At 57.5% G+C, this 20,942-nt stretch carries 16 protein-coding genes; 7 read left to right on the forward strand and 9 right to left on the reverse strand.

Features of this window, described 5'->3' with window-relative positions:
- The first annotated feature begins 4 nt into the window (after nt 1-4).
- Complete coding sequence (gene carB, locus EGK14_RS10005; RefSeq protein ID WP_125288951.1) at nt 5-3,232, forward strand: carbamoyl-phosphate synthase large subunit; 3,228 nt, start codon at nt 5-7, stop codon at nt 3,230-3,232.
- Nucleotides 3,233-3,403: 171 nt separating this feature from the next.
- A complete protein-coding gene (locus EGK14_RS10010) occupies nt 3,404-4,156 on the forward strand; it encodes a phosphatase PAP2 family protein (RefSeq protein WP_125288952.1) in 753 nt (250 codons plus the stop codon).
- A 144-nt stretch (nt 4,157-4,300) separates the two neighbouring features.
- Here the strand turns inward: EGK14_RS10010 and EGK14_RS10015 are convergent, their stop codons facing one another.
- On the reverse strand, nt 4,301-4,915 hold the full coding sequence (locus EGK14_RS10015; RefSeq protein WP_125288953.1) for a LysE family transporter: 615 nt from the start codon (nt 4,913-4,915) through the stop codon (nt 4,301-4,303).
- A 185-nt stretch (nt 4,916-5,100) separates the two neighbouring features.
- Between EGK14_RS10015 and folA the strand changes: the two genes are divergently transcribed.
- Complete coding sequence (folA, locus tag EGK14_RS10020; protein WP_125288954.1) at nt 5,101-5,580, forward strand: type 3 dihydrofolate reductase; 480 nt, start codon at nt 5,101-5,103, stop codon at nt 5,578-5,580.
- 32 nt (nt 5,581-5,612) lie between these two features.
- Here the strand turns inward: folA and apaH are convergent, their stop codons facing one another.
- From apaH to lptD, 6 genes are read right to left on the reverse strand one after another with little or no spacing between them, the layout of a single operon-like run.
- Nucleotides 5,613-6,443: a bis(5'-nucleosyl)-tetraphosphatase (symmetrical) ApaH gene (apaH, locus tag EGK14_RS10025; RefSeq protein WP_125288955.1), complete on the reverse strand. Its 831-nt coding sequence runs from the start codon at nt 6,441-6,443 to the stop codon at nt 5,613-5,615.
- A 49-nt stretch (nt 6,444-6,492) separates the two neighbouring features.
- The gene (gene apaG, locus EGK14_RS10030) at nt 6,493-6,867 is read right to left on the reverse strand and encodes a Co2+/Mg2+ efflux protein ApaG (protein WP_125288956.1); all 375 of its coding nucleotides are present in this window, start codon (nt 6,865-6,867) and stop codon (nt 6,493-6,495) included.
- A 2-nt stretch (nt 6,868-6,869) separates the two neighbouring features.
- Nucleotides 6,870-7,697 carry a 16S rRNA (adenine(1518)-N(6)/adenine(1519)-N(6))-dimethyltransferase RsmA gene (gene rsmA, locus EGK14_RS10035; protein WP_125288957.1) on the reverse strand — a complete coding sequence of 276 codons (828 nt, stop codon included), beginning with the start codon at nt 7,695-7,697 and terminating at the stop codon, nt 6,870-6,872.
- A complete protein-coding gene (pdxA, locus tag EGK14_RS10040) occupies nt 7,690-8,682 on the reverse strand; it encodes a 4-hydroxythreonine-4-phosphate dehydrogenase PdxA (RefSeq protein ID WP_125288958.1) in 993 nt (330 codons plus the stop codon). Before pdxA ends, rsmA begins: the two co-directional genes overlap by 8 nt.
- Nucleotides 8,672-9,967 (reverse strand): peptidylprolyl isomerase SurA, encoded by a 1,296-nt coding sequence (surA, locus tag EGK14_RS10045; RefSeq protein WP_125288959.1) that lies wholly within the window; start codon nt 9,965-9,967, stop codon nt 8,672-8,674. Before surA ends, pdxA begins: the two co-directional genes overlap by 11 nt.
- A 54-nt stretch (nt 9,968-10,021) precedes the next feature.
- Nucleotides 10,022-12,418, reverse strand: coding sequence for an LPS assembly protein LptD (gene lptD, locus EGK14_RS10050; RefSeq protein ID WP_125288960.1), 2,397 nt, complete (start codon nt 12,416-12,418; stop codon nt 10,022-10,024).
- A gap of 147 nt (nt 12,419-12,565) precedes the next feature.
- On the opposite strand from lptD, the gene djlA reads away from it, so the two are divergent.
- The 4 genes from djlA (at nt 12,566) to EGK14_RS10070 (ending at nt 17,306) form a co-directional block, all read left to right on the forward strand.
- Nucleotides 12,566-13,387 carry a co-chaperone DjlA gene (gene djlA, locus EGK14_RS10055; RefSeq protein ID WP_125288961.1) on the forward strand — a complete coding sequence of 274 codons (822 nt, stop codon included), beginning with the start codon at nt 12,566-12,568 and terminating at the stop codon, nt 13,385-13,387.
- 306 nt (nt 13,388-13,693) lie between these two features.
- Nucleotides 13,694-13,900, forward strand: coding sequence for an SMR family transporter (locus EGK14_RS10060; RefSeq protein WP_125288962.1), 207 nt, complete (start codon nt 13,694-13,696; stop codon nt 13,898-13,900).
- A 117-nt stretch (nt 13,901-14,017) separates the two neighbouring features.
- Nucleotides 14,018-16,396, forward strand: a complete 2,379-nt coding sequence (gene cutC / locus EGK14_RS10065) for a choline trimethylamine-lyase (protein ID WP_125289146.1) — start codon at nt 14,018-14,020, stop codon at nt 16,394-16,396.
- Nucleotides 16,359-17,306, forward strand: a complete 948-nt coding sequence (locus tag EGK14_RS10070) for a glycyl-radical enzyme activating protein (RefSeq protein ID WP_125288963.1) — start codon at nt 16,359-16,361, stop codon at nt 17,304-17,306. The genes cutC and EGK14_RS10070 overlap by 38 nt, the downstream gene beginning before the upstream one ends.
- A gap of 29 nt (nt 17,307-17,335) precedes the next feature.
- Here the strand turns inward: EGK14_RS10070 and rluA are convergent, their stop codons facing one another.
- Nucleotides 17,336-17,986, reverse strand: coding sequence for a bifunctional tRNA pseudouridine(32) synthase/23S rRNA pseudouridine(746) synthase RluA (gene rluA, locus EGK14_RS10075; RefSeq protein ID WP_125288964.1), 651 nt, complete (start codon nt 17,984-17,986; stop codon nt 17,336-17,338).
- A gap of 41 nt (nt 17,987-18,027) precedes the next feature.
- Complete coding sequence (gene rapA, locus EGK14_RS10080) at nt 18,028-20,934, reverse strand: RNA polymerase-associated protein RapA (protein WP_125288965.1); 2,907 nt, start codon at nt 20,932-20,934, stop codon at nt 18,028-18,030.
- Nucleotides 20,935-20,942 lie beyond the last annotated feature (8 nt).

Here is a 20,942-nt window from a genome sequence, read left to right on the forward strand (position 1 = left end):
AAGAATGCCAAAACGTACCGACATAAAAAGTATCCTGATCCTGGGCGCGGGTCCGATCGTTATCGGCCAGGCCTGTGAATTTGACTACTCTGGCGCGCAGGCCTGTAAAGCGCTGCGCGAAGAGGGCTATCGCGTTATCCTGGTGAATTCCAACCCGGCAACCATCATGACCGACCCGGAAATGGCCGATGCCACCTACATCGAACCGATTCACTGGGAAGTGGTGCGCAAAATCATTGAGAAAGAGCGTCCGGATGCCGTACTGCCAACCATGGGCGGCCAGACCGCGCTGAACTGCGCGCTGGAGCTGGAGCGTCAGGGCGTGCTGGAAGAGTTCAACGTCACCATGATTGGCGCCACGGCGGATGCCATTGATAAAGCGGAAGACCGCCAGCGTTTCGATAAGGCGATGAAGAAAATCGGCCTTGAAACCGCGCGTTCCGGTATCGCCCACACTATGGAAGAGGCGCTGAAGGTTGCTGAAGACGTCGGCTTCCCGTGCATTATCCGTCCCTCCTTTACCATGGGCGGCAGCGGCGGCGGTATCGCTTACAACCGCGAAGAATTTGAAGAGATTTGCGAGCGCGGTCTGGACCTGTCGCCAACCAACGAGCTGCTGATTGATGAATCGCTGATCGGCTGGAAAGAGTATGAAATGGAAGTGGTGCGTGATAAAAACGACAACTGCATCATTGTCTGCTCGATTGAAAACTTTGACGCGATGGGCATCCACACCGGCGACTCCATCACCGTAGCGCCTGCGCAGACGCTGACGGACAAAGAGTATCAGGTCATGCGTAACGCCTCGATGGCGGTACTGCGTGAAATCGGCGTGGAAACCGGCGGCTCCAACGTCCAGTTCTCGGTAAACCCGGAAAACGGTCGTCTGATCATTATCGAAATGAACCCGCGCGTTTCCCGCTCTTCAGCGCTGGCTTCTAAAGCGACCGGCTTCCCGATTGCGAAAATCGCCGCCAAGCTGGCCGTCGGCTATACGCTGGACGAGCTGATGAACGATATCACCGGCGGCCGCACGCCGGCCTCGTTTGAGCCTTCCATCGACTATGTCGTCACCAAAATCCCTCGCTTCAACTTTGAAAAATTTGCGGGCACCAACGATCGTCTGACCACGCAGATGAAGTCCGTGGGCGAAGTGATGGCGATTGGTCGTACCCTGCAGGAATCAATGCAGAAAGCGCTGCGCGGCCTGGAAGTTGGCGCGCACGGTTTCGACCCGAAAGTCGACCTGAACGATGCGGAAGCGCTGACCACTATTCGCCGTGAGCTGAAAGATGCCGGCTGTGACCGTATCTGGTACGTGGCCGACGCGTTCCGCGCGGGCATGTCCGTGGACGGCGTTTTCAACCTGACCAACATCGACCGTTGGTTCCTGGTGCAGATCGAAGAGCTGGTGCGCCTGGAAGAGCAGGTGGCCCGCGAAGGCATCAACGGCCTGACTGCCGACTTCCTGCGCACGCTGAAGCGTAAGGGCTTTGCCGACGCGCGCCTGGCCGTGCTGGCTGGCGTAGCCGAATCCGAAGTGCGCAAGCTGCGCCAGCAGTATAATTTGCACCCGGTTTACAAACGCGTGGATACCTGCGCGGCAGAGTTCTCTACCGACACCGCCTATATGTACTCCACCTATGAAGAAGAGTGCGAAGCCAATCCCAATCAGGATCGCGACAAGATCATGGTGCTGGGCGGCGGGCCAAACCGTATCGGTCAGGGCATCGAGTTTGACTACTGCTGCGTACACGCCGCGCTGGCGCTGCGCGAAGATGGCTATGAAACCATTATGGTTAACTGCAACCCGGAAACCGTCTCTACCGATTACGATACCTCTGACCGTCTTTACTTTGAGCCGGTCACGCTGGAAGACGTGCTGGAAATCGTGCGTATCGAGAAGCCAAAAGGCGTGATCGTGCAGTATGGCGGTCAGACGCCGCTGAAGCTGGCGCGCGCGCTGGAAGCCGCAGGCGTACCGGTTATCGGCACCAGCCCGGATGCAATTGACCGCGCCGAAGACCGCGAGCGTTTTCAGCAGGCGGTGGATCGCCTGGGCCTGAAGCAGCCGGCCAACGCAACGGTCACGGCGCTGGAACAGGCGGTAGAAAAAGCGGTGGCTATCGGCTATCCGCTGGTGGTGCGTCCTTCCTACGTGCTGGGCGGCCGGGCGATGGAAATCGTCTATGACGAAGTTGACCTGAAGCGCTATTTCCAGACGGCGGTTTCCGTTTCCAACGATGCGCCGGTGCTGCTGGATCGCTTCCTGGACGACGCGGTGGAAGTGGACGTTGACGCCATCTGCGACGGCGAGCGCGTGCTGATAGGCGGCATCATGGAACACATCGAGCAGGCTGGCGTGCACTCCGGCGACTCGGCCTGTTCACTGCCGGCCTACACGCTGAGTAAAGAGATCCAGAACGTGATGCGTCAGCAGGTCGAAAAACTGGCCTTTGAGCTTTGCGTGCGCGGGCTGATGAACGTGCAGTTCGCGGTAAAAGATAACGAAGTCTATCTGATTGAGGTTAACCCTCGCGCCGCGCGTACCGTGCCGTTTGTCTCTAAAGCCACCGGCGTGCCGCTGGCGAAAGTCGCCGCGCGCGTGATGGCGGGCAAAACGCTGGCTGAGCAGGGCGTAACGGAAGAAGTGATCCCGCCTTATTACTCGGTGAAAGAAGTGGTGCTGCCGTTTAATAAATTCCAGGGCGTCGATCCTATCCTTGGCCCGGAAATGCGCTCCACCGGCGAAGTCATGGGCGTGGGCCGCACCTTTGCCGAAGCTTTCTCGAAAGCGATGCTGGGCGCGCAAAGCAATATGAAGAAAAGCGGCCGCGCGCTGCTCTCCGTTCGCGAAGGCGACAAAAAGCGTATTGTGGATCTGGCCGCCAAGCTGCAAAAACTGGGCTTTGAACTGGACGCCACTCACGGCACGGCGGTAGTGCTGGGCGAAGCGGGCATCAATCCGCGTCTGGTTAACAAGGTGCATGAAGGCCGTCCACATATCCAGGATCGCCTGAAAAACGGGGAATATGCCTACATTGTTAACACCACGGCCGGACGCCAGGCAATTGAGGATTCCAAATTGATCCGCCGCAGCGCATTGCAGTACAAGGTGCACTACGACACCACGCTGAACGGCGGTTTCGCAACGGCTATGTCGCTGAATGCCGATCCGACCGAGCAGGTGATTTCCGTGCAGGAAATGCACGCGCAGATCAAACAGGCTTAAAGCGTTCTCTTCCTCCAATCCCCGCCACCGCGGGGATTTTTTTATTTCCGCCGTGTTTCCGCCCCAATAACCCGTTTTGTGACGCCTTTAAAGTTGATTCGTCAAAAAATGCTATAGGCTTGTCCCGTTGCCGAACCGTCGGCGCTTTTACTCAACATCAGGGATGAAACAATGAAAAAACGCTTAATAGCTCTGGCCTGCATGGCCTTTTTTTCGCAGGCCTTTGCGGCGAAAGACGTCACCACGCAACCTGACTTTTATTTCCTGCAGGAGGCGCAATCCCCCGACAGCCTGAGGCTGTTGCCCCCGCCGCCTGCTACGGACAGCATCGAGTTTCTCAACGACAAAGCGCAATACGAGCTGGGCAAAAGCCTGCGCGATACGCCCCGAGGCAAGCAGGCATGGCAAGATGCGCATGTGGCAGGCGATGGCGTGGCCGCGGCTTTTTCCGGCGCGTTCGGACGAGAAATCAGCAAGAGCAAAACGCCGGAGCTTTATCGGCTGGTGATGAAAATGCGTGAGGACGCCGGCGATTTGGCCACCCGCAGCGCCAAAATTCGCTATATGCGCATTCGTCCCTTTGCTTTTTATCAGGAACCGACCTGCCGCACCGATCAGCAGCAGGAGCTGTCTACCAACGGCGCTTATCCTTCCGGGCATACGACCATTGGCTGGGCTACGGCGCTGGTGCTGACGGAAATCAACCCCGACAGACAGGATGAAATCCTCAGGCGCGGCTATGAAATGGGCCAGAGCCGGGTGATTTGCGGCTATCACTGGCAGAGCGATGTTAACGCCGCGCGCATCGTCGGCGGGGCTATCGTGGCGCGTCTGCATGCTGATGAGAGCTTTATGCGACAGTTACAAAAAGCGAAAGACGAGTTTAAACGTCAGGCGACGCCGGCCGGAAAGCTCGTCAGGTAACCCATCGTGGAATAAGCCTGCGATCTTAGCCCGTCCGACGCGTGGGAAGCGGGTATTTTTGCTGCCGTATTGTCGCTAAAGTCGCAAAGTAAAAAGGCCCGGTTGGCAACAATGCCAACCGGGCCTTTGCTTCTTTCCTGATAATCAGGAGAGCGCGACTTTAATGCCGAAAGCGATCAGCACGGTGCCCAGCAGCCTGTCGATCAACTTCTGCGCACGGGCCAGGCCACGGCGTACGGGCGGGCTTTGGATCAGCGCCACCAGCGTCGGCCACCAGATGGAAGAGAGCGTGATAATAATGCCTGCATACCAAATTTTCTCGCCCAGGCTGGAATGCACGTTCAGCACCTGCGTAAACATCGACAGGAAAAACAGCGTGGCCTTCGGGTTCAGCAGATTGCAAAGGTAGCCCTGCATAAAGGCTTTCTTTAACGAGGTGCTTTCCGCCGCAACGTTGCTGAGATCCATCTTACCGCCGCCGCGTGAAAGCAGCGCCTGAATACCGACGTAGATCAGATAAGCCGCCCCGGCATACTTCAGCAGCATAAACAGCCACGGCGTGGTGGTGATCACCACCGCCAGCCCGGCGACGCAATAGGCCATATGCGTCGCCACGGCGCAGTTAACGCCAAGCGCCGTCATCAGCGCGGCACGGCGTGGATAGCGCGCGGCATTTTTGATAATCAGAAAAAAATCGGGGCCGGGCGAAAGCATGCCCAGCGTCGCAATAGTGACGATAAGTAAACTGGTTTCTAACATGGTGTTCTCAGAATTCAGCAGAAGAGAGAAACCCCAAAGGGTTTGCCGTGGCTATTTTAGCCTGAAGCGCTAATAAATAACACGCCGTCGATAAACCTTTACTTAATTCGCCTGGTTTTGCTATCGACGAAACTTTCGCCTTTCCGTATGATGGCGCCAATTTTACACCTTGTGAGTATTCTCAGATGATAAGCCTGATTGCAGCCATGGCGACCGACCGCGTTATCGGGATGGAAAATGCCATGCCGTGGCATCTGCCAGCCGATTTGGCCTGGTTTAAAAAGCACACCCTGAACAAACCGGTCATTATGGGACGTCGCACCTTTGAGTCGATCGGCCGTCCGCTGCCGGACAGGCTGAATATTGTGATCAGCAGCCAGCAGGGCGACGCGGAAGGCGTGAGCTGGGTCACTTCCATTGAGGAAGCGCTGAAAGCGGCGGGTGAAGTGGAAGAGATCATGGTAATTGGCGGCGGCCGCGTCTATGAGCAGCTGCTGTCGCGGGCCGATCGTCTGTATCTGACGCATATTGATGCGGAAGTGGAAGGGGATACGGTTTTCCCGGACTACGAGCCGGACGAGTGGCAATCGACCTTTAGCGAATTTCACGACGCTGACGAGAAAAACACGCACAGCTACTGCTTTGAAATTCTGGATCGACGTTAACAAAAAGGGCGGATAATCTCCGCCCTTTTTCGTTATTGTTCCAGCGCACGCTCGCGGTTGGAATGCTGAGTAAACCAGGTTTTATCTTCCCAGCGCAGCATCGTCAGCGCGCCGCCCCAGCAGCAGCCGGTATCCAGCGCCAGAATATTTTCCGGCGTGCCTTTTCCTTCCAGCGAAGCCCAGTGACCAAACGCAATGGTGTAGTCGCGCGATACCGGCCCCGAAATAGCAAACCACGGCTTTAACGGGGCGGGCGCCGAATCGGGCGTATCTTTGCAGATCATATCCAACTGACCGTTAGGAAAGCAGAAGCGCATCCGGGTCAGCGCATTGGTGCTGAAGCGCAGGCGAGCCAGCCCGGTCAGCTCCGGCGTCCAGTTGTTGGGCATATCGCCATACATTGCATCCAGAAACAGCGGATAGGTATCGCTGGAGAGCACCGCCTCGACCTCGCGGGCGCAGCTTTGCGCCGTAGCCAAATCCCACTGCGGCGTGATGCCCGCGTGCGCCATCACCAGCTTCTTCTCTTCATCGACCTGGATCAGCGGCTGGCGGCGCAGCCAGTTAATCAGATCGTCGGCGTCTTCCGCTTCCAGCAGCGGCGTCAGTTTGTCCTTTGGCTTGTTGCGGCTGATGCCGGCAAACACGGCCAATAAATGCAGATCGTGATTGCCCAGCACCACTTTCACCGCATCGCCCAATGAGCGAACGTAGCGCAGGACTTCCAGCGAAGCGGGGCCGCGAGCAACCAGATCGCCCGTCAGCCACAGGCTGTCCCGGGCAGGATCGAAAGCTACCTGGTCCAGCAGTGAACGAAGCTCATCGTAGCAGCCGTGAATATCGCCAATCAGGTAAGTGCTCATCAACAATCCGAACCTCAGCGCCGGACCAGCGCCCGGATCGCAATCAGAATTAGTGTATGTGGCTGGGGATGGCCAACCGGAACACGGGGATCGCCACGCGGAAAGCTTCGCCTTCGCTGTCGATCATCTCATAGTGTCCCTGCATGGTGCCCATAGGGGTTTCCAGCACGGCACCGCTGGTGTACTGAAATTCGCCAGCGGGCGCGATGTGCGGCTGTTCGCCAATAACGCCTTCGCCCTGGACTTCCGTTTCGCGGCCGTTGCCGTTGGTAATCAGCCAGTAGCGGCCCAGCAGTTGAACGGCATGACGCCCCAAATTACGAATGGTAATGGTGTAGGCAAAAACGTAGCGGTTCTCTTCCGGCGCGGATTGCGACGCAATATAAGCGCTTTGTACATGCACACAAACTCGGGGCGTATCCATGTTTAACTCTCCTGCGGCGTCTGTTGAGGATGCGCAGACAGCCAGTTGGCCAGCTGGCAGTACTGGGCTACGGAGATGTTTTCCGCGCGCAGCGTCGGATCGATATTCATCTCCTGCAGCGCTTCCAGCGTAAACAGATGGCCAAGGCTGTTGCGCAACGTTTTACGGCGTTTGCCGAACGCTTCGGTGGTGATCCTGCTGAGGACTTTAAGATCCTGCACCGGATTCAGAATCGTGGCGTGAGGCACCAGACGAACCACGGCGGACTCCACTTTCGGCGCAGGCGTAAAGGATTCCGGCGGTACTTCCAGCACCGGGATCACCTGGCAGTAATACTGCGCCATTACCGTCAGGCGACCGTAGGCTTTGCTGCCCGGCCCGGCAACCAGCCGGTTGACCACCTCTTTCTGCAACATAAAGTGCATGTCGCGGATCGCATCAGTATAGCTGAAAAGGTGGAACATCAACGGGGTAGAGATGTTATAGGGCAGATTGCCGAAGACGCGCAGAGACTGGCCTTTCTCACGCGCGTAGGCTGCGAAATCAAAGGTCATGGCGTCCTGCTGGAAAATCGTCAGCTTTGGCCCTAAAAACGGATGGGTCTGCAAACGAGCAGCCAGATCGCGGTCGAGTTCGATCACCGTCATCGCTTCCAGCCTGTCGCCAACCGGTTCGGTTAACGCGCCCAGACCGGGGCCGATTTCGACCACCGCTTCGCCGGGCTGAGGGTGGATGGCGGAAACGATGCTGTCAATAATGTACTGATCGTTAAGGAAGTTCTGGCCAAAACGTTTGCGGGCGAAGTGGCCCTGATGGACGCGATTATTCATTACTGCTCTTAATCATGGTAATGGCGAGGTTAAGCGCCGTAATAAAGCTGCCCGCATCCGCGTTGCCCTGGCCGGCCAGCTCTAAAGCGGTGCCGTGGTCAACGGAGGTGCGGATAAAAGGCAGGCCAAGCGTGATATTCACCGCTCGCCCGAAGCCCTGGTATTTCAGTACCGGCAGGCCCTGGTCATGATACATCGCCAGAACCGCATCGGCATGTTGAAGATATTTGGGCTGAAACAGCGTGTCCGCCGGCAGCGGGCCGGTCAGTTGGATGCCGCTGCGCCGCAGCTCGTCGAGCGCCGGAATGATAACGTCAATTTCTTCACGTCCCATATGGCCGCCTTCGCCGGCGTGCGGATTCAGGCCGCAGACAAAAATATGCGGCTGCGCCAGACCGAACTTGCTTTGCAGATCGGCATGCAGGATGTTAATCACCTCATGCAGGCTGTCGCGGGTAATAGCGGCGGAGACGTCTTTTAACGGCAGATGCGTGGTCGCCAGCGCGACCCGTAGCTCTTCCGTCGCCAGCATCATCACCACGCGGGCACGGCCCGCGCGCTCGGCGAAAAACTCGGTATGGCCGCTGAACGGGATACCCGCGTCGTTGATCACGCCCTTGTGCACCGGCCCGGTAACCAGCGCCGCAAATTCGCCGTTAAGGCAGCCGTCGCAGGCGCGAGCCAGCGTATCCAGCACGTAGTGCCCGTTGGCGACGCAAAGCTCGCCGGCTTTTACCGGCTGCGGCGCGGTAACGGGCAGCACGGTCAGGGTGCCGGCAGCCTGCGGTCGGGCAGCGACGCCCGGCTGATAGTCACGCAGCGTCAGAGGGAGGCCCAGCTTTGCCGCGCGCTCGCGCAGCAAAGCTGGATCGGCGACGACGACCAGTTCAACTGGCCAGTCACGCTGGGCCAGTTGTAGTGTGACATCGGGACCAATCCCGGCGGGTTCGCCGGGAGTGATCGCCACGCGCATATTACTGAGCATTGGCATCCAGGATTTTCACATAGGCAGAGGCGCGCTGCTCCTGCATCCAGGTTTGCGCTTCTTCTGCAAATTTACGGTTAAACAACAGACGGTAAGCCCGCTCTTTCTGCGCCGCGTCGGTTTTATCAACCTGGCGCGTATCCATCAGCTGGATCAGGTGCCAGCCGAAAGAGGAGTGCACCGGCGCGCTCATTTGGCCTTTTTTCAGTTTCAGCAGCGCGTCGCGGAAGGCAGGATCGTACACCTCTGGCGAGCTCCAGCCAAGATCGCCGCCCTGGTTGGCGGAGCCGGGATCCTGAGAAAGCTGTTTAGCGGCCTGCGCGAAGGTAGTTTTGCCGCTGTTGATTTCAGCCGCAACCTGCGTCAGCTTTTGGCGCGCCTGATCGTCCGTCATTACCGGCGACGGCTTGAGCAGAATATGACGAGCGTGCACTTCGGTCACGGAGATGTTCTGTTTGTCGCCGCGAATGTCGTTCACTTTCAGGATATGGAAGCCTACGCCGGAACGGATTGGGCCGATTATATCGCCTTTCTTCGCCGTGACCAGTGACTGCGCGAACAGTGAAGGCAGTTCCTGGATGCGGCCCCAGCCCATATTGCCGCCTTTCAGCGCCTGCGGATCGGCAGAATAGGTGATCGCCAGCTTGCCAAAGTCCGCGCCGCCCTTCGCCTGGCTAACCAGCTGGCCCGCCAGATTTTCCTGCTCGTCCACCTGCTGCTGCGTCGGGTTTTCCGGCAGCGGCAGCAGAATATGGCTGAGGTTCAGCTCGGTAGACGCGTTGTTCTGTGAGGAAACCTGCGTCGCCAGCGAATCCACTTCCTGCGGCAGAATAGTCACGCGACGACGCACTTCGTTGTTGCGGACTTCAGCAATGGTCATCTCTTTACGGATCTGCTCGCGATAGGTGGCGTAGTTCATACCGTCGTAGGCCAGACGGCTACGCAGCTGATCCACGCTCATCTTGTTCTGAGCGGCGATATTGGCAATCGCCTGATCGAGCTGATCGTCCTGGATCTGGATCCCCGCCTGTTTCGCCATTTGCAGCAGAATATTGTCCATCACCAGGCGTTCGACAATCTGGTGACGCAGCGTTTTATCATCCGGCAGCTGCTGACCAGCCTGCTGCGCCTGACTTTTCACCGACCGCATCATGCCGTCGACATCGCTTTCTAATACCACGCCGTTATTGACCACGGCGGCTACTTTATCAACAACTTGCGGTGCTGCAAACGCGGTGCTGGCAGTGAGCGCAGCTCCCAGGATCAGCATTCTCCAGTTCTTCATACTTTTTCCATTTTTCTATCCGCACTGCGGGTTGGCATACTAATTATCACAACATCAGAAAGAGCGCTGATAGGGCAGAATGCCCTGTCGCAGCATTTGCCCGGTGCCCAGACCATAGGATGAGCTCAGGCCGCGCAGCTCAATGTTGAACGAAATTTTGTTGTCGTACGTGCTGCTGTCGTTTTCCCAATTGGTGATTTTACGTTCATAGCCCAGACGAATAGCGTAGCAGCATGAGCTGTACTGGACGCCCAGCAGCTGATCGGCAGGCTGTTTGGCCTTGGTATCGTAATACCATGCGCCGACCACTGACCAGGCATCGGCGATTGGCCAGCTGGCCGTGGCGCCCACCTGCGAAATTCCCTGCTGGTAGCCAGGATTCTTAATCTGGCTCAGCGTCTGCTGAATATATTCGGGGCTGGTGTAGCGATAGTTCAGCTGCACCAGGCGATCGACATCCCGACGATATTCCAGCACGGCGTTGCCCTGAGAAACGTTATCGATACGGGTGTCGTACTGCACACCGCCACGCGCGCCCCAGCGATCGCTAATCTTCCAGTAGGTGTCGCCAGCCCAAACCAGGCTGCCGCGATCGTCGCTGTCTGCGTTCTCCAGTCCGGTACGGGCCGGAGTAAACGAGTAGATTTGACCAATGGAAGCGTTAAAACGTTCAACCAAATCGTTATCAAATATTCGTGTAGTGACGCCGCTGGTCAGCTGATTAGCGGAAGCGATGCGATCCAGGCCGCTATAGGTGCGATCGCGGAACAGACCGGTATAGTCGCTTTGCAGCAGCGTTGAGTCGTAAGCGCGTACGGTGCTCTGATCGCGATAGGGAAGATAAAGGTACTGCATACGCGGTTCCAGCGTCTGCGTGTAGCCTTCCGACCAGTCCATATTCCGATCGAATACCATCTTGCCGTCGACCTTAAACTGCGGCATAACGCGGTTTACGCTGCTTTTCAGCTGGTTGACTTTGTTGGTATCAACGTTGTTGTTGTAATACTCGACGTCATCCTGCTGATAGTGCGTCGCCAGCAGTTTCGCTTCGGTATTAAGGCTGCCCCAGCCGTTGGAAAGCGGCAGGTTGATAGTAGGCTCCAGGTGCAAACGCGTCGCATCCGGGTAATTATCGTTAACGTTGGTAAACTTCACCGCCTGCGCATAGAGATGCGTATCGAACGGGCCGACGTTGTTCTGATAGTAGTTATAATCGAACTGCGGCTCGGCGCGGTAAACGTCGTTATTAGTCTGAGTGGAGAATATCTGGAACTGCTTGGTCGACAGCGTCGCATCCCAGTTTTTCTCTGCGTAACCTACGCTGAATTTCTGCGTGACGTAGCCGTCGGTCGAGTCGCCGTAGGTGGAATCCAGATCGGTAAAGTAGTAAAGATCGCTGACCTTGGTGTAATCAACGTTAAAGCGCCAGTTCTGATCGTAGACGCCGGAGTGCCGCCAGAAGAAGAGCCAACGGTTAGAATCTTTGTCGTCGGTCATCCCGCGCGTGGCGGCATCTTTATTGTACTGGTCGTCGCTCGGCAGATAATCAAATTCAACCAGGCCCGCGCCCGCCTTGGTCAGGTAGCGGAATTCGTTCTGCCACTGCAGGCCGCGCTTGCTCATATAGTGCGGCGTGATGGTGGCATCAGCCTGCGGCGCGATATTCCAGTAGTAAGGCAGAATAAATTCAAAGCCGTTGGAGCTGCCGAACTTCGCGTTGGGGATCAAAAAGCCCGAACGGCGGCGGTCGCCAATCGGTAGCTGAAGATAGGGGCTGTACAGCACCGGCACCGCGCCGATCTTAAAGCGGGCGTTCCAGATTTCCGCTACCTGCTCTTCACGATCCTGGATCACCTGCGTACCAGCGACGCTCCAGCTGTTGTCGCCGGGCAGACAGGAGGTAAAGGTGCCGTTTTCGAGTATGGTATAGCGGTTTTCACCGCGCTGCTTCATCTGATCGCCGGTACCACGTCCCTGGCGGCCCACCATTTGATAGGTGCCGTTCCAGACGTTAGTGTCTTTGGTATTCAGATTCGACCAGGCTTTCGGCCCTTTCAGGATGACCTGATTGTCGTCGTATTGCACATTACCCAGCGCGTCAACGGTGCGTACCGGCGTCGTCTGGCCCGGCTGCTGTCGCTGATGCAGCTGCACCTCGTCGGAAAGCAGACGGCTGTTGCCCTGGCGAATATCGACGTTGCCGTTGAACACCGCGTCGTCAGGGTAGTTGCCTTTCGCTTGATCCGCGTTGATAGTAACCGGCAGTTCATTGGTATTTTTACCCTGAATCAGAGGCCGGTTATAGCTCGGTACACCCAGCATACACTGCGAGGCGAGGTCATCTGCCAGACCCTGCTGGCTGTAGAGCGCTGAGCCGATAAGCGTGGCCAGCAAAGTAGGTAGTCGTTTTTTCATACGCGGTATCGAAAATTCCGTGATAGCTGGCATCATGCCGACAAACGGTCAGAGACTAACGCACTCAACTGCGTTGCGCTAGTGTTATCCAGGCTGTTTGACCGCGTTGCCGTTAGGCTCAGAGATAAATGACGGGTATGATAATGCAATTTTTAGCCTTCAGCATGGCGAATTGAGGAGTATATGCGCTATTGGGGAAAAGTAATCGGGCTTGTGCTGGGTTTGTTAAGCGGCACCGGCTTTTGGGGACTGGCGATTGGCCTGCTCTTCGGGCATTTGGTTGATAAAGCGCGGGCGGTTCAGGGGCAGGGCTATTTTGCTAATCAGCAGACCCGTCAGGCGCTCTTTTTCAGCACCACCTTTCAGGTTATGGGCCATCTGACCAAGTCAAAAGGCCGCGTGACCGATGCGGACATCCAGATGGCGTCATTATTGATGGATCGTATGCAGCTGCACGGCGAGGCGAGAACGGCCGCGCAGCAGGCTTTTCGCCAGGGGAAAGAGGGCAACTACCCGCTGCGCGATAAACTGCGGGAGTTGCGCAGCGCCTGCTTTGGCCGCTTCGATCTGATTAGGATGTTTCTGGAAATCCAGATTCAGGCCGCGTTTGCCGACGGCTCGCTCCATCCTAACGAACGTCAGGTGCTGTATGTTATCGCAGAGGAACTGGGGATTTCGCATGCGCAGTTCGATCAGTTTTTACGGATGATGCAGGGCGGTCAGCAGTTCGGCGGCGGGGGCTATCAGCACGGTGCGGGTTCGCAAGGCTATGCGCAGACGCAGCGCGGGCCAACGCTGGAAGATGCCTGTAGCGTACTGGGCGTGAAAAGCAGCGACGATGCGGCGACCATCAAGCGCGCGTATCGCAAACTGATGAGCGAACACCATCCTGATAAGCTGGTGGCCAAAGGGCTACCGCCGCAGATGATGGAGATGGCGAAGCAAAAAGCGCAGGAGATCCAGGCGGCTTACGATCTGATCAAGCGTGAAAAAGGGTTTAAATAATGTGTTAGCGGCCGACGAATCATTTTGTCGGCCTTTTTTCTTGCCGGATTTATTATTAATAATCGTTTTAACATCCCGCTGATTTTTTATTAACGCTTTGTCTTTTACTCGTCCTTTCTTGTTATATCTGTCTGGCCATAATCATGCCGCACCCAGCCTGTGTGACATGTTGTTAATATAAACAATGCAAATAATATACAGGCAGGGCGTACCTGGGGAAAAGGCAAGTGTTTATGCCGGGTTTATAAGTTCGTCACTATGATAAAGAAAATAAAACCCGGAAATATCAGGGTGGTTTAATAAGATATGAATAAAGATAAATGTTTTCTTTTTCTCTGTATTGCTATCGTGGCTGAAATAACGGCCACCATGATGCTGGCGCTGTCTAAAGGCATGTCCGGGCTGCCATCGGCATTTACGGCGCTGGCCGCTTATGGGCTCTGCTGTTATTTCTTATCGCTGTCCCTGAAAAAATCTCGCTGGCCTGCGCCCTTTGGGCCGGGCTGGGCGTAGTCGTTATTAATTTGGTTGGAGTAGTGTTTATCAACATAAACTCGATAAGTATTCCGTTCCGGGCATCGGGCTTATCGGTATTGGTTGCATTACCATGGGGGTCTTTTAATGAAAAATATAAGCACACGGCTTCTTCCCCGCGCTGAGCGTCTGCGCGAGCGTTATTTACAGGCAAAGCCTTTTATTTCGGCAGCGCGTGCCAGAGCGGTCACGGAAATTTACCGTCGCTATCCGGGGATGCCGGCTATTTTATTACGCGCGATGGCTTTTCGTCATGCGTGCCGCACGGCGCCGCTGGTGATTGCAGAAGATGAGCTTATCATCAGTCATCCGGCAGGCGCGGCGCGCGGTGGCGAAGTGTCGCCAGAAATCGCCTGGCGCTGGGTGGCGGACGAGCTGGATACCATGTCCACCCGCGCGCAGGATCCCTATGAAATCAGCGAAGAGGTAAAGCGCGAACTGCGTGAAGAGATTTTCCCTTTCTGGCAGGGGCGGTCGCTGGATGAGGTGGCGGAAACCCGTCTGCGCCACGCCGGGCTGTGGGAATGGAGCACCGTCGAAGGCATTTGTGACTTAAGCATTAAAACGCAAAACGGCGGCGGCGATACCTGTCCGGGCTATGACATCATCCTGCTGAAAAAAGGCATGGGCGGCGTACGGCGGGAAGCACAGGCGGCGCTGGAACGGCTTTCGCCAGCCTGTCCCGACGATCGGGACAAGCGCTACTTCTATCAGGCGGTTATGGAAACCTGTCAGGGCGTGGTGGATTACGCCAATCGCTATGCCGATTATGCGCAGACGCTGGCTGAGCAGACGCCGGACGCGCAGCGCAAAGCGGAGCTGGAAAAACTGGCCGCTATTTGCCGTCGCGTGCCGGAACAGCCGCCCGCCACCTTTTACGAAGCGCTACAGGCCATCTGGTTTGCGCAGTCGCTGTTTATTCTGGAAGAAAACCAGACCGGCATTTCGCTTGGCCGTGTCGATCAGTACCTGTGGCCGCTGCTAAAGGCCGATCTTGCCAGCGGCGAGCTGACAGAGGAACAGGCGGAAGAGCTGCTCTGCTGCTGGATGATCAAAATGTCCGAGTGCATGTGGATTTGCAGCGCCAGTTCCGCCATGTACTTTGCGGGCTACCAGCCCTTTGTCAATCTGGTGGTTGGCGGCCAGAAGCGCGAGGGCGGCGACGCAACTAATCCGCTTTCTATGCTGATTATGGACTGTTCGCGCAAGCTGAAAATTTATCAGCCAAGCCTCGCGGTGCGTATTCATAACCAGTCGCCGCAGCCTTTTATGCGCAAAATCGTCGAAGTGATCCGCGCCGGGATCGGTTTCCCTGCCTGTCACTTTGACGACGCGCATATCAAAATGATGCTGCGTAAAGGCTTCGATTACGACGATGCCCGCGATTACTGCCTGATGGGCTGCGTAGAGCCGCAGCGTTCCGGCCGCATCTATCAGTGGACGTCGGTTGGCTATACCACCTTTACCTGCGCTATTGAGCTGGCGCTCAATAACGGCAGAAGCGCCAGCGGTAGCCAGGTAGGGCCGCAGACCGGCGAAGCGGCCGCGCTGACCAGTCAGGAGGCCTTTGAAGAGGCGGTCAGACAACAGCTGCGCCATATTGTGAAACAGGCCGCAGAAGCCACGCTGATCATGCAAAAGCTGCATAAAGAGCTGGCGCCCAAGCCGTTTATCTCCTGCCTGGTAGAAGGCTGTCTGGAGCAGGGCAAGGATGTGATGCACGGTGGCGCGGCGATCAACAACGGGCCGGGGCTGATCTGGACCGGAATGGCGGACTATGCCAACGCCATGATGGCGATGCGCGAGCTGGTTTATAAGCAGCAGATGGTCACGCCAGCGCAGATGGCGCAGGCGCTGCGTGATAATTTCGTCGGACACGAAACGCTGCGCAACGCCTGCCTGAACGTTGCCAAATTTGGTAATGATATTGAAGAGGTCGATCTGATAGCGCGCGATCTGATCCGCTTTATCGAAAGCGAACATCGTCGGTACTCAATGCTGTACGGCCCATTCACCCACGGGACACTCTCTATTTCTAACAATACGCCGTTTGGCCTGTCCACCGGCGCGCTGCCCAGCGGACGGCTGGCCGGTATGCCGCTTGCGGACGGTATCAGCCCTTCCCAGCAGACGGACTATGCAGGCCCAACGGCCATCATTAATTCCGTCGGCCGGATCAATGTCGAAGAGATGGAGATCGGCATGGTGCACAACTTTAAGCTGCTGCACGGCATTCTGGATACGGAAGAGGGCGAGCAGGGCATTATCACTCTGCTGCGCAGCGCCAGCCTGCTGGGCAATGCACAGATGCAGTTCAGCTACGTGGATAACGAAACGCTGAAAAAAGCGCAGGAAAACCCGGAGCAGTATCGCAACCTGATGATCCGGGTTGCGGGCTACAGCGCCTTTTTCGTTGAACTCAGCCGCGAGGTTCAGGATGAAATCATCAGCCGTACCCAGCTCCGGTCTTTCTGAGGCCGCCAGCGGGAGCGTGTTCAACATTCAGCGCTTTTCTCTGCATGACGGCCCCGGCGTGCGCACCGTGGTGTTTCTGAAAGGGTGCCAGATGCGCTGCGCCTGGTGCGCCAATCCGGAAAGCCTGGCACCGCAGCCGGAAGTCCTGTTCGATCGGCAACGCTGCGCAAATGCGCCTTGCGAGCAGAACTGTCCGGGCCGATCGGCCGTTAAAATGGCGGCGGTCGGCTATGAAAGCTGGCCGGATGAGCAGAAGTGCCCGGCGGCGGCACTGCGCAAGGTGGGTAAAATGCTTAGCGTCGATGAAGTGATGCGCACGGTGGCGGCGGATGCGCTTTATTACCGTACTTCAGGTGGCGGGATGACGCTCAGCGGCGGTGAGGCCGCCATGCAGCCTGATTTTTCCCGTGCCTTACTGTGCCGCGCCAGGCAGGAGGGGATCCACACCGCCGTTGAAACCTCCGGCTTTGCCGCCTGGCCCGCGCTCTGGCAGGTCTGCCAGGCCAGCCAGCTGATCCTGTTTGATTTTAAGCTGGCCGACGACGTCCTGCACCAGCGCTACACCGGCGTCAGCAACCGCAGCATCCGGCAGAACCTGACGCGCCTGCTGGCGCAGACGATCCCGCTGCGCATCCGCATTCCGGTAATACCTGAGGTGAACGACAGCAGGAAAGAGGCGGAAAAGATGATGCGCGCCATCGCCAGCATGACGCAGGGCAGCCGCTGTTTTCAGGGCATCGATCTGCTGCCTTATCACGATTTCGGCCTGCGCAAATACGCGCTGATGGACAGGCCGTGTTTTTATGAGGAAATGCACCCTAATCGCGGCAAGCCGCAGGTGGCGGAGCTGGAGAAAATGGCCGTGCGCTATGGATTAAGCACGACAGCGCTCTCCCACTGCATCGGCTGAATAAGGCCTCTGGCGACAGAGGCCTTTGTTCAGAAGTCCGCCGGCTGACGGAAAGTCATCGGCGTTTGGTATTTGGGATGGGTGATGGTGAGCATTTCGGCATGCAGCAGCAGACGCGGCGCCATCGCTCTGGCCTCTTCATGCGCGTAAAAGTTATCGCCCAGAATCGGATGCCCCAGCGCCAGCATATGCACGCGAAGCTGATGAGAACGGCCGGTAATGGGCTTTAGCCGCACGCGGGCGCTGTTATCCGCCGCATACTCCAGCACCTGATATTCGGTCTGCGCCGGTTTGCCGGTTTCAAAACAGACTTTCTGCTTTGGCCGCAGCGGCCAGTCGCAGATCAGCGGCAGATCGATAAGCCCTTCTTCCTGCGCGGGATGACCCCAGACGCGTGCCAGATAGGTTTTTTTCGGCTCGCGCTCGCGAAACTGGCGTTTCAGTTCCCGCTCGGCCGCTTTGGTCAGTGCGACCAGAATAATACCGCTGGTTGCCATATCCAGGCGGTGTACGGATTCCGCCAGCGGAAAGTCGCGCTGAAGACGCGTCATCACGCTGTCTTTATGCTCGGGCAGCCGACCGGGCACCGACAGCAGACCGCTCGGTTTGTTGACCACGATAATATGCTCGTCCTGATAAAGAACGGCTAAGGGATCTTGCGGAGGATTATAGGGTTCCATCTTTTTGCCTGTGGGGGGCGGCCGCAGCCGCCCTGTGCTAATTACTGGTGCGTGACGACGATCAGGCGCAGCGCGTCAAGACGCCAGCCCGCGTCATCCAGCGCCGCCAGCACCTGCTCGCGATTGCTCTCCAGCGCGTCGATCTCATCCTGACGGATGTTAGGATTGACCGCGCTCAACGCCTGCAAACGCGACAGCTCTGCGCTCAGGTTCTCGTTTGCTTCCGTGCGGGCAATCTCGATCAGCTTGCGCGCTTCTTCGGCAGCCTGACCTTCCGCCAGCTTCAGGATCTCGTGCACATCCTGCTGTACGGCGTTAACCAGCTTGCTGCCGGTATGACGATTGACCGCGTTCAGCTGACGGTTAAAGCTCTCGAACTCGACCTTGCCCGCCAGGTTGGTGCCTTTGCGGTCAACCAGCATCCGCACCGGCGTTGGCGGCAGGAAGCGCGTCAGCTGAAGCTGTTTCGGCGCCTGCGCCTCTACCACGTAGATCAGCTCCAGCAGCAGCGTGCCGACCGGCAGCGCCTTGTTTTTCAACAGCGAGAGCGCGCAGCTGCCGGTATCGCCGGACAGGATCAGATCCAGGCCGTTGCGAATGATCGGATGCTCCCAGGTGACGTACTGCGCGTCTTCGCGCGACAGCGCCTGATTGCGATCGAAAGTAATAGTGCAGCCATCTTCCGGCAGGCCTGGGAAGTCCGGCACCAGCATATGATCGCCCGGCGTCAGCACGATCAGGTTGTCGCTGCGGTCTTCCTGATTAATACCGACGATATCAAACAGGTTGAGTGCAAAGTTAACCAGCTCGATATGGTTATCCTGCTCGCTGATGGTTTCCGCCAGCGCCTGCGCTTTTTCACCGCCGTTGGAGTTCAGCTCCAGCAGGCGGTCGCGGCCCTGTTCCAGCTTGCTTTTCAGCGCGTTATGCTGCTCGCGGCAGTCGCCGATAAAGTCGTCCAGCCCCTCGCTGTTTTCCGGCGAGGCCAGATAGTTCACCAGCCGATCGCTGACCGCATCGTAAATAGCGCGGCCGGTCGGGCAGGTATGCTCAAAGGCGTCCAGCCCCTCGTGATACCAGCGCACCAGCACCGACTGGGCGGTTTTTTCCAGATAAGGCACGTGGATCTGGATATCGTGCGCCTGACCGATACGGTCAAGACGGCCAATACGTTGCTCCAGCAAATCCGGGTTGGCAGGCAGATCGAACATCACCATCTGGCTGGCGAACTGGAAGTTACGGCCTTCGGAACCGATTTCCGAACAGAGCAGCACCTGCGCGCCATCCTCTTCGGAGGCGAACCAGGCCGCCGCGCGGTCGCGTTCAATAATCGACAGCCCTTCATGGAACACGGCGGCGCGGATGCCTTCGCGCTCGCGCAGCACCTGCTCCAGCTGGAGCGCGGTGGTGGCTTTGGCGCAGATAACCAGCACCTTGCTGTCGCGATGGCTGGTCAAAAAGCCCATCAGCCATTCGACGCGCGGATCGAAGTTCCACCAGGTGCCGCTGTCTCCTTCAAATTCCTGATAAATCTGCTCCGGATATAGCATGTCGCGCGCGCGCTCATCGGCCGCCTTACGCGCGCCCATGATGCCGGACACCTTGATCGCCGTCTGATACTGCGTCGGCAGCGGCAGGCGGATCTGATGCAGTTCGCGTTTCGGAAAGCCTTTGACGCCGTTACGGGTATTGCGGAACAGCACGCGGCTGGTGCCGTGGCGATCCATCAACATGCTGATCAGCTCCTGACGCGCTTCCAGCTTGCCTTCGCGATCGCTGTTGGCGACCTGGAGCAGCGGCTCGATATCCTGCTCGCCCATCAGGTCGTTCAGCATATTCAGGGCGTCGTTATCGATCGCCTTATCGGCCAGCAGGCCGGAAACCGCATCGGCAATCGGCTGAAAATGCTGCTGCTCTTCAACAAAAGCGGCGAAATCGTGGAAGCGATCCGGGTCCAGCAGGCGCAGACGGGCAAAGTGGCTCTCCATGCCCAGCTGTTCCGGCGTCGCGGTCAGCAGCAGCACGCCGGGGATCTGCTCGGCCAGCTGCTCAATCACCTGATATTCGCGGCTTGGCTGACCCTCTTCCCAGGCCAGATGGTGCGCTTCGTCGACGATCAGCAGATCCCACTCCGCTTCCGCCAGCATCTCCAGACGCTGCTTGTTACGGCGCACAAAGTCGAGCGAGCAGATCACCAGCTGTTCGGTATCAAAAGCGTTGTCGCTGTCCAGACGCGCCTGCGCGTAGCGATCGTCGTCAAACAGGGCAAAGCGCAGGTTAAAGCGGCGGAGCATTTCCACCAGCCACTGGTGCTGCAGCGTTTCCGGCACGACGATCAGCACGCGCTCGGCGCGACCGGCCAGCAGCTGCTGATGAATAATCATGCCCGCTTCAATAGTTTTGCCAAGGCCCACTTCGTCAGCCAGCAGCACGCGCGGCGCATGGCGACGGCCTACGTCGTGCGCGATATGCAGCTGATGCGGGATCAGGCTGGTGCGCATGCCGCGCAGGCCGCTGACCGACAGGCGATACTGTTCGCTCTGGTATTTACGCGCGCGAAAACGCAGCGCGAAGCGGTCCATACGATCCAGCTGACCGGCAAACAGGCGGTCCTGCGGCTTGCTGAACACCAGCTTGCTGTCGAGCATGACTTCACGCAGCATCACGTCGGACTCTTCGGTATCAAGCCGGGTGCCGATGTAGCTGACCAGACCGTTTTCGGTCACGACTTCCGCCACCTCCAGCTGCCAGCCTTCGTGACTGGTAACGGTGTCGCCCGGATTGAAGATCACACGAGTAATAGGCGAATCATTTTTAGCGTAAAGACGGTTCTCGCCGGTGGCGGGGAAAAGCAGTGTGACCATGCGCGCATCTACCGCAACAATAGTTCCTAATCCCAGTTCGCTTTCCGTATCGCTGATCCAGCGTTGACCAAGTGTAAAAGGCATAGATATTC

Origin of the sequence: Erwinia sp. 198 (assembly GCF_003937915.1) — a bacterium.
Classification (GTDB): Bacteria; Pseudomonadota; Gammaproteobacteria; order Enterobacterales; family Enterobacteriaceae; genus Erwinia; species Erwinia aeris.

What these genes read in the sequence shown, in the direction of transcription:
- carB (WP_125288951.1), top strand. Translation starts at nt 5, where the DNA reads ATGCCAAAACGTACCGACATAAAAAGTATCCTGATCCTGGGCGCGGGT.
- EGK14_RS10010 (WP_125288952.1), top strand. Translation starts at nt 3,404, where the DNA reads ATGAAAAAACGCTTAATAGCTCTGGCCTGCATGGCCTTTTTTTCGCAG.
- EGK14_RS10015 (WP_125288953.1), bottom strand. Translation starts at nt 4,915, where the DNA reads ATGTTAGAAACCAGTTTACTTATCGTCACTATTGCGACGCTGGGCATG.
- folA (WP_125288954.1), top strand. Translation starts at nt 5,101, where the DNA reads ATGATAAGCCTGATTGCAGCCATGGCGACCGACCGCGTTATCGGGATG.
- apaH (WP_125288955.1), bottom strand. Translation starts at nt 6,443, where the DNA reads ATGAGCACTTACCTGATTGGCGATATTCACGGCTGCTACGATGAGCTT.
- apaG (WP_125288956.1), bottom strand. Translation starts at nt 6,867, where the DNA reads ATGGATACGCCCCGAGTTTGTGTGCATGTACAAAGCGCTTATATTGCG.
- rsmA (WP_125288957.1), bottom strand. Translation starts at nt 7,697, where the DNA reads ATGAATAATCGCGTCCATCAGGGCCACTTCGCCCGCAAACGTTTTGGC.
- pdxA (WP_125288958.1), bottom strand. Translation starts at nt 8,682, where the DNA reads ATGCTCAGTAATATGCGCGTGGCGATCACTCCCGGCGAACCCGCCGGG.
- surA (WP_125288959.1), bottom strand. Translation starts at nt 9,967, where the DNA reads ATGAAGAACTGGAGAATGCTGATCCTGGGAGCTGCGCTCACTGCCAGC.
- lptD (WP_125288960.1), bottom strand. Translation starts at nt 12,418, where the DNA reads ATGATGCCAGCTATCACGGAATTTTCGATACCGCGTATGAAAAAACGA.
- djlA (WP_125288961.1), top strand. Translation starts at nt 12,566, where the DNA reads ATGCGCTATTGGGGAAAAGTAATCGGGCTTGTGCTGGGTTTGTTAAGC.
- EGK14_RS10060 (WP_125288962.1), top strand. Translation starts at nt 13,694, where the DNA reads ATGAATAAAGATAAATGTTTTCTTTTTCTCTGTATTGCTATCGTGGCT.
- EGK14_RS10070 (WP_125288963.1), top strand. Translation starts at nt 16,359, where the DNA reads ATGAAATCATCAGCCGTACCCAGCTCCGGTCTTTCTGAGGCCGCCAGC.
- rluA (WP_125288964.1), bottom strand. Translation starts at nt 17,986, where the DNA reads ATGGAACCCTATAATCCTCCGCAAGATCCCTTAGCCGTTCTTTATCAG.
- rapA (WP_125288965.1), bottom strand. Translation starts at nt 20,934, where the DNA reads ATGCCTTTTACACTTGGTCAACGCTGGATCAGCGATACGGAAAGCGAA.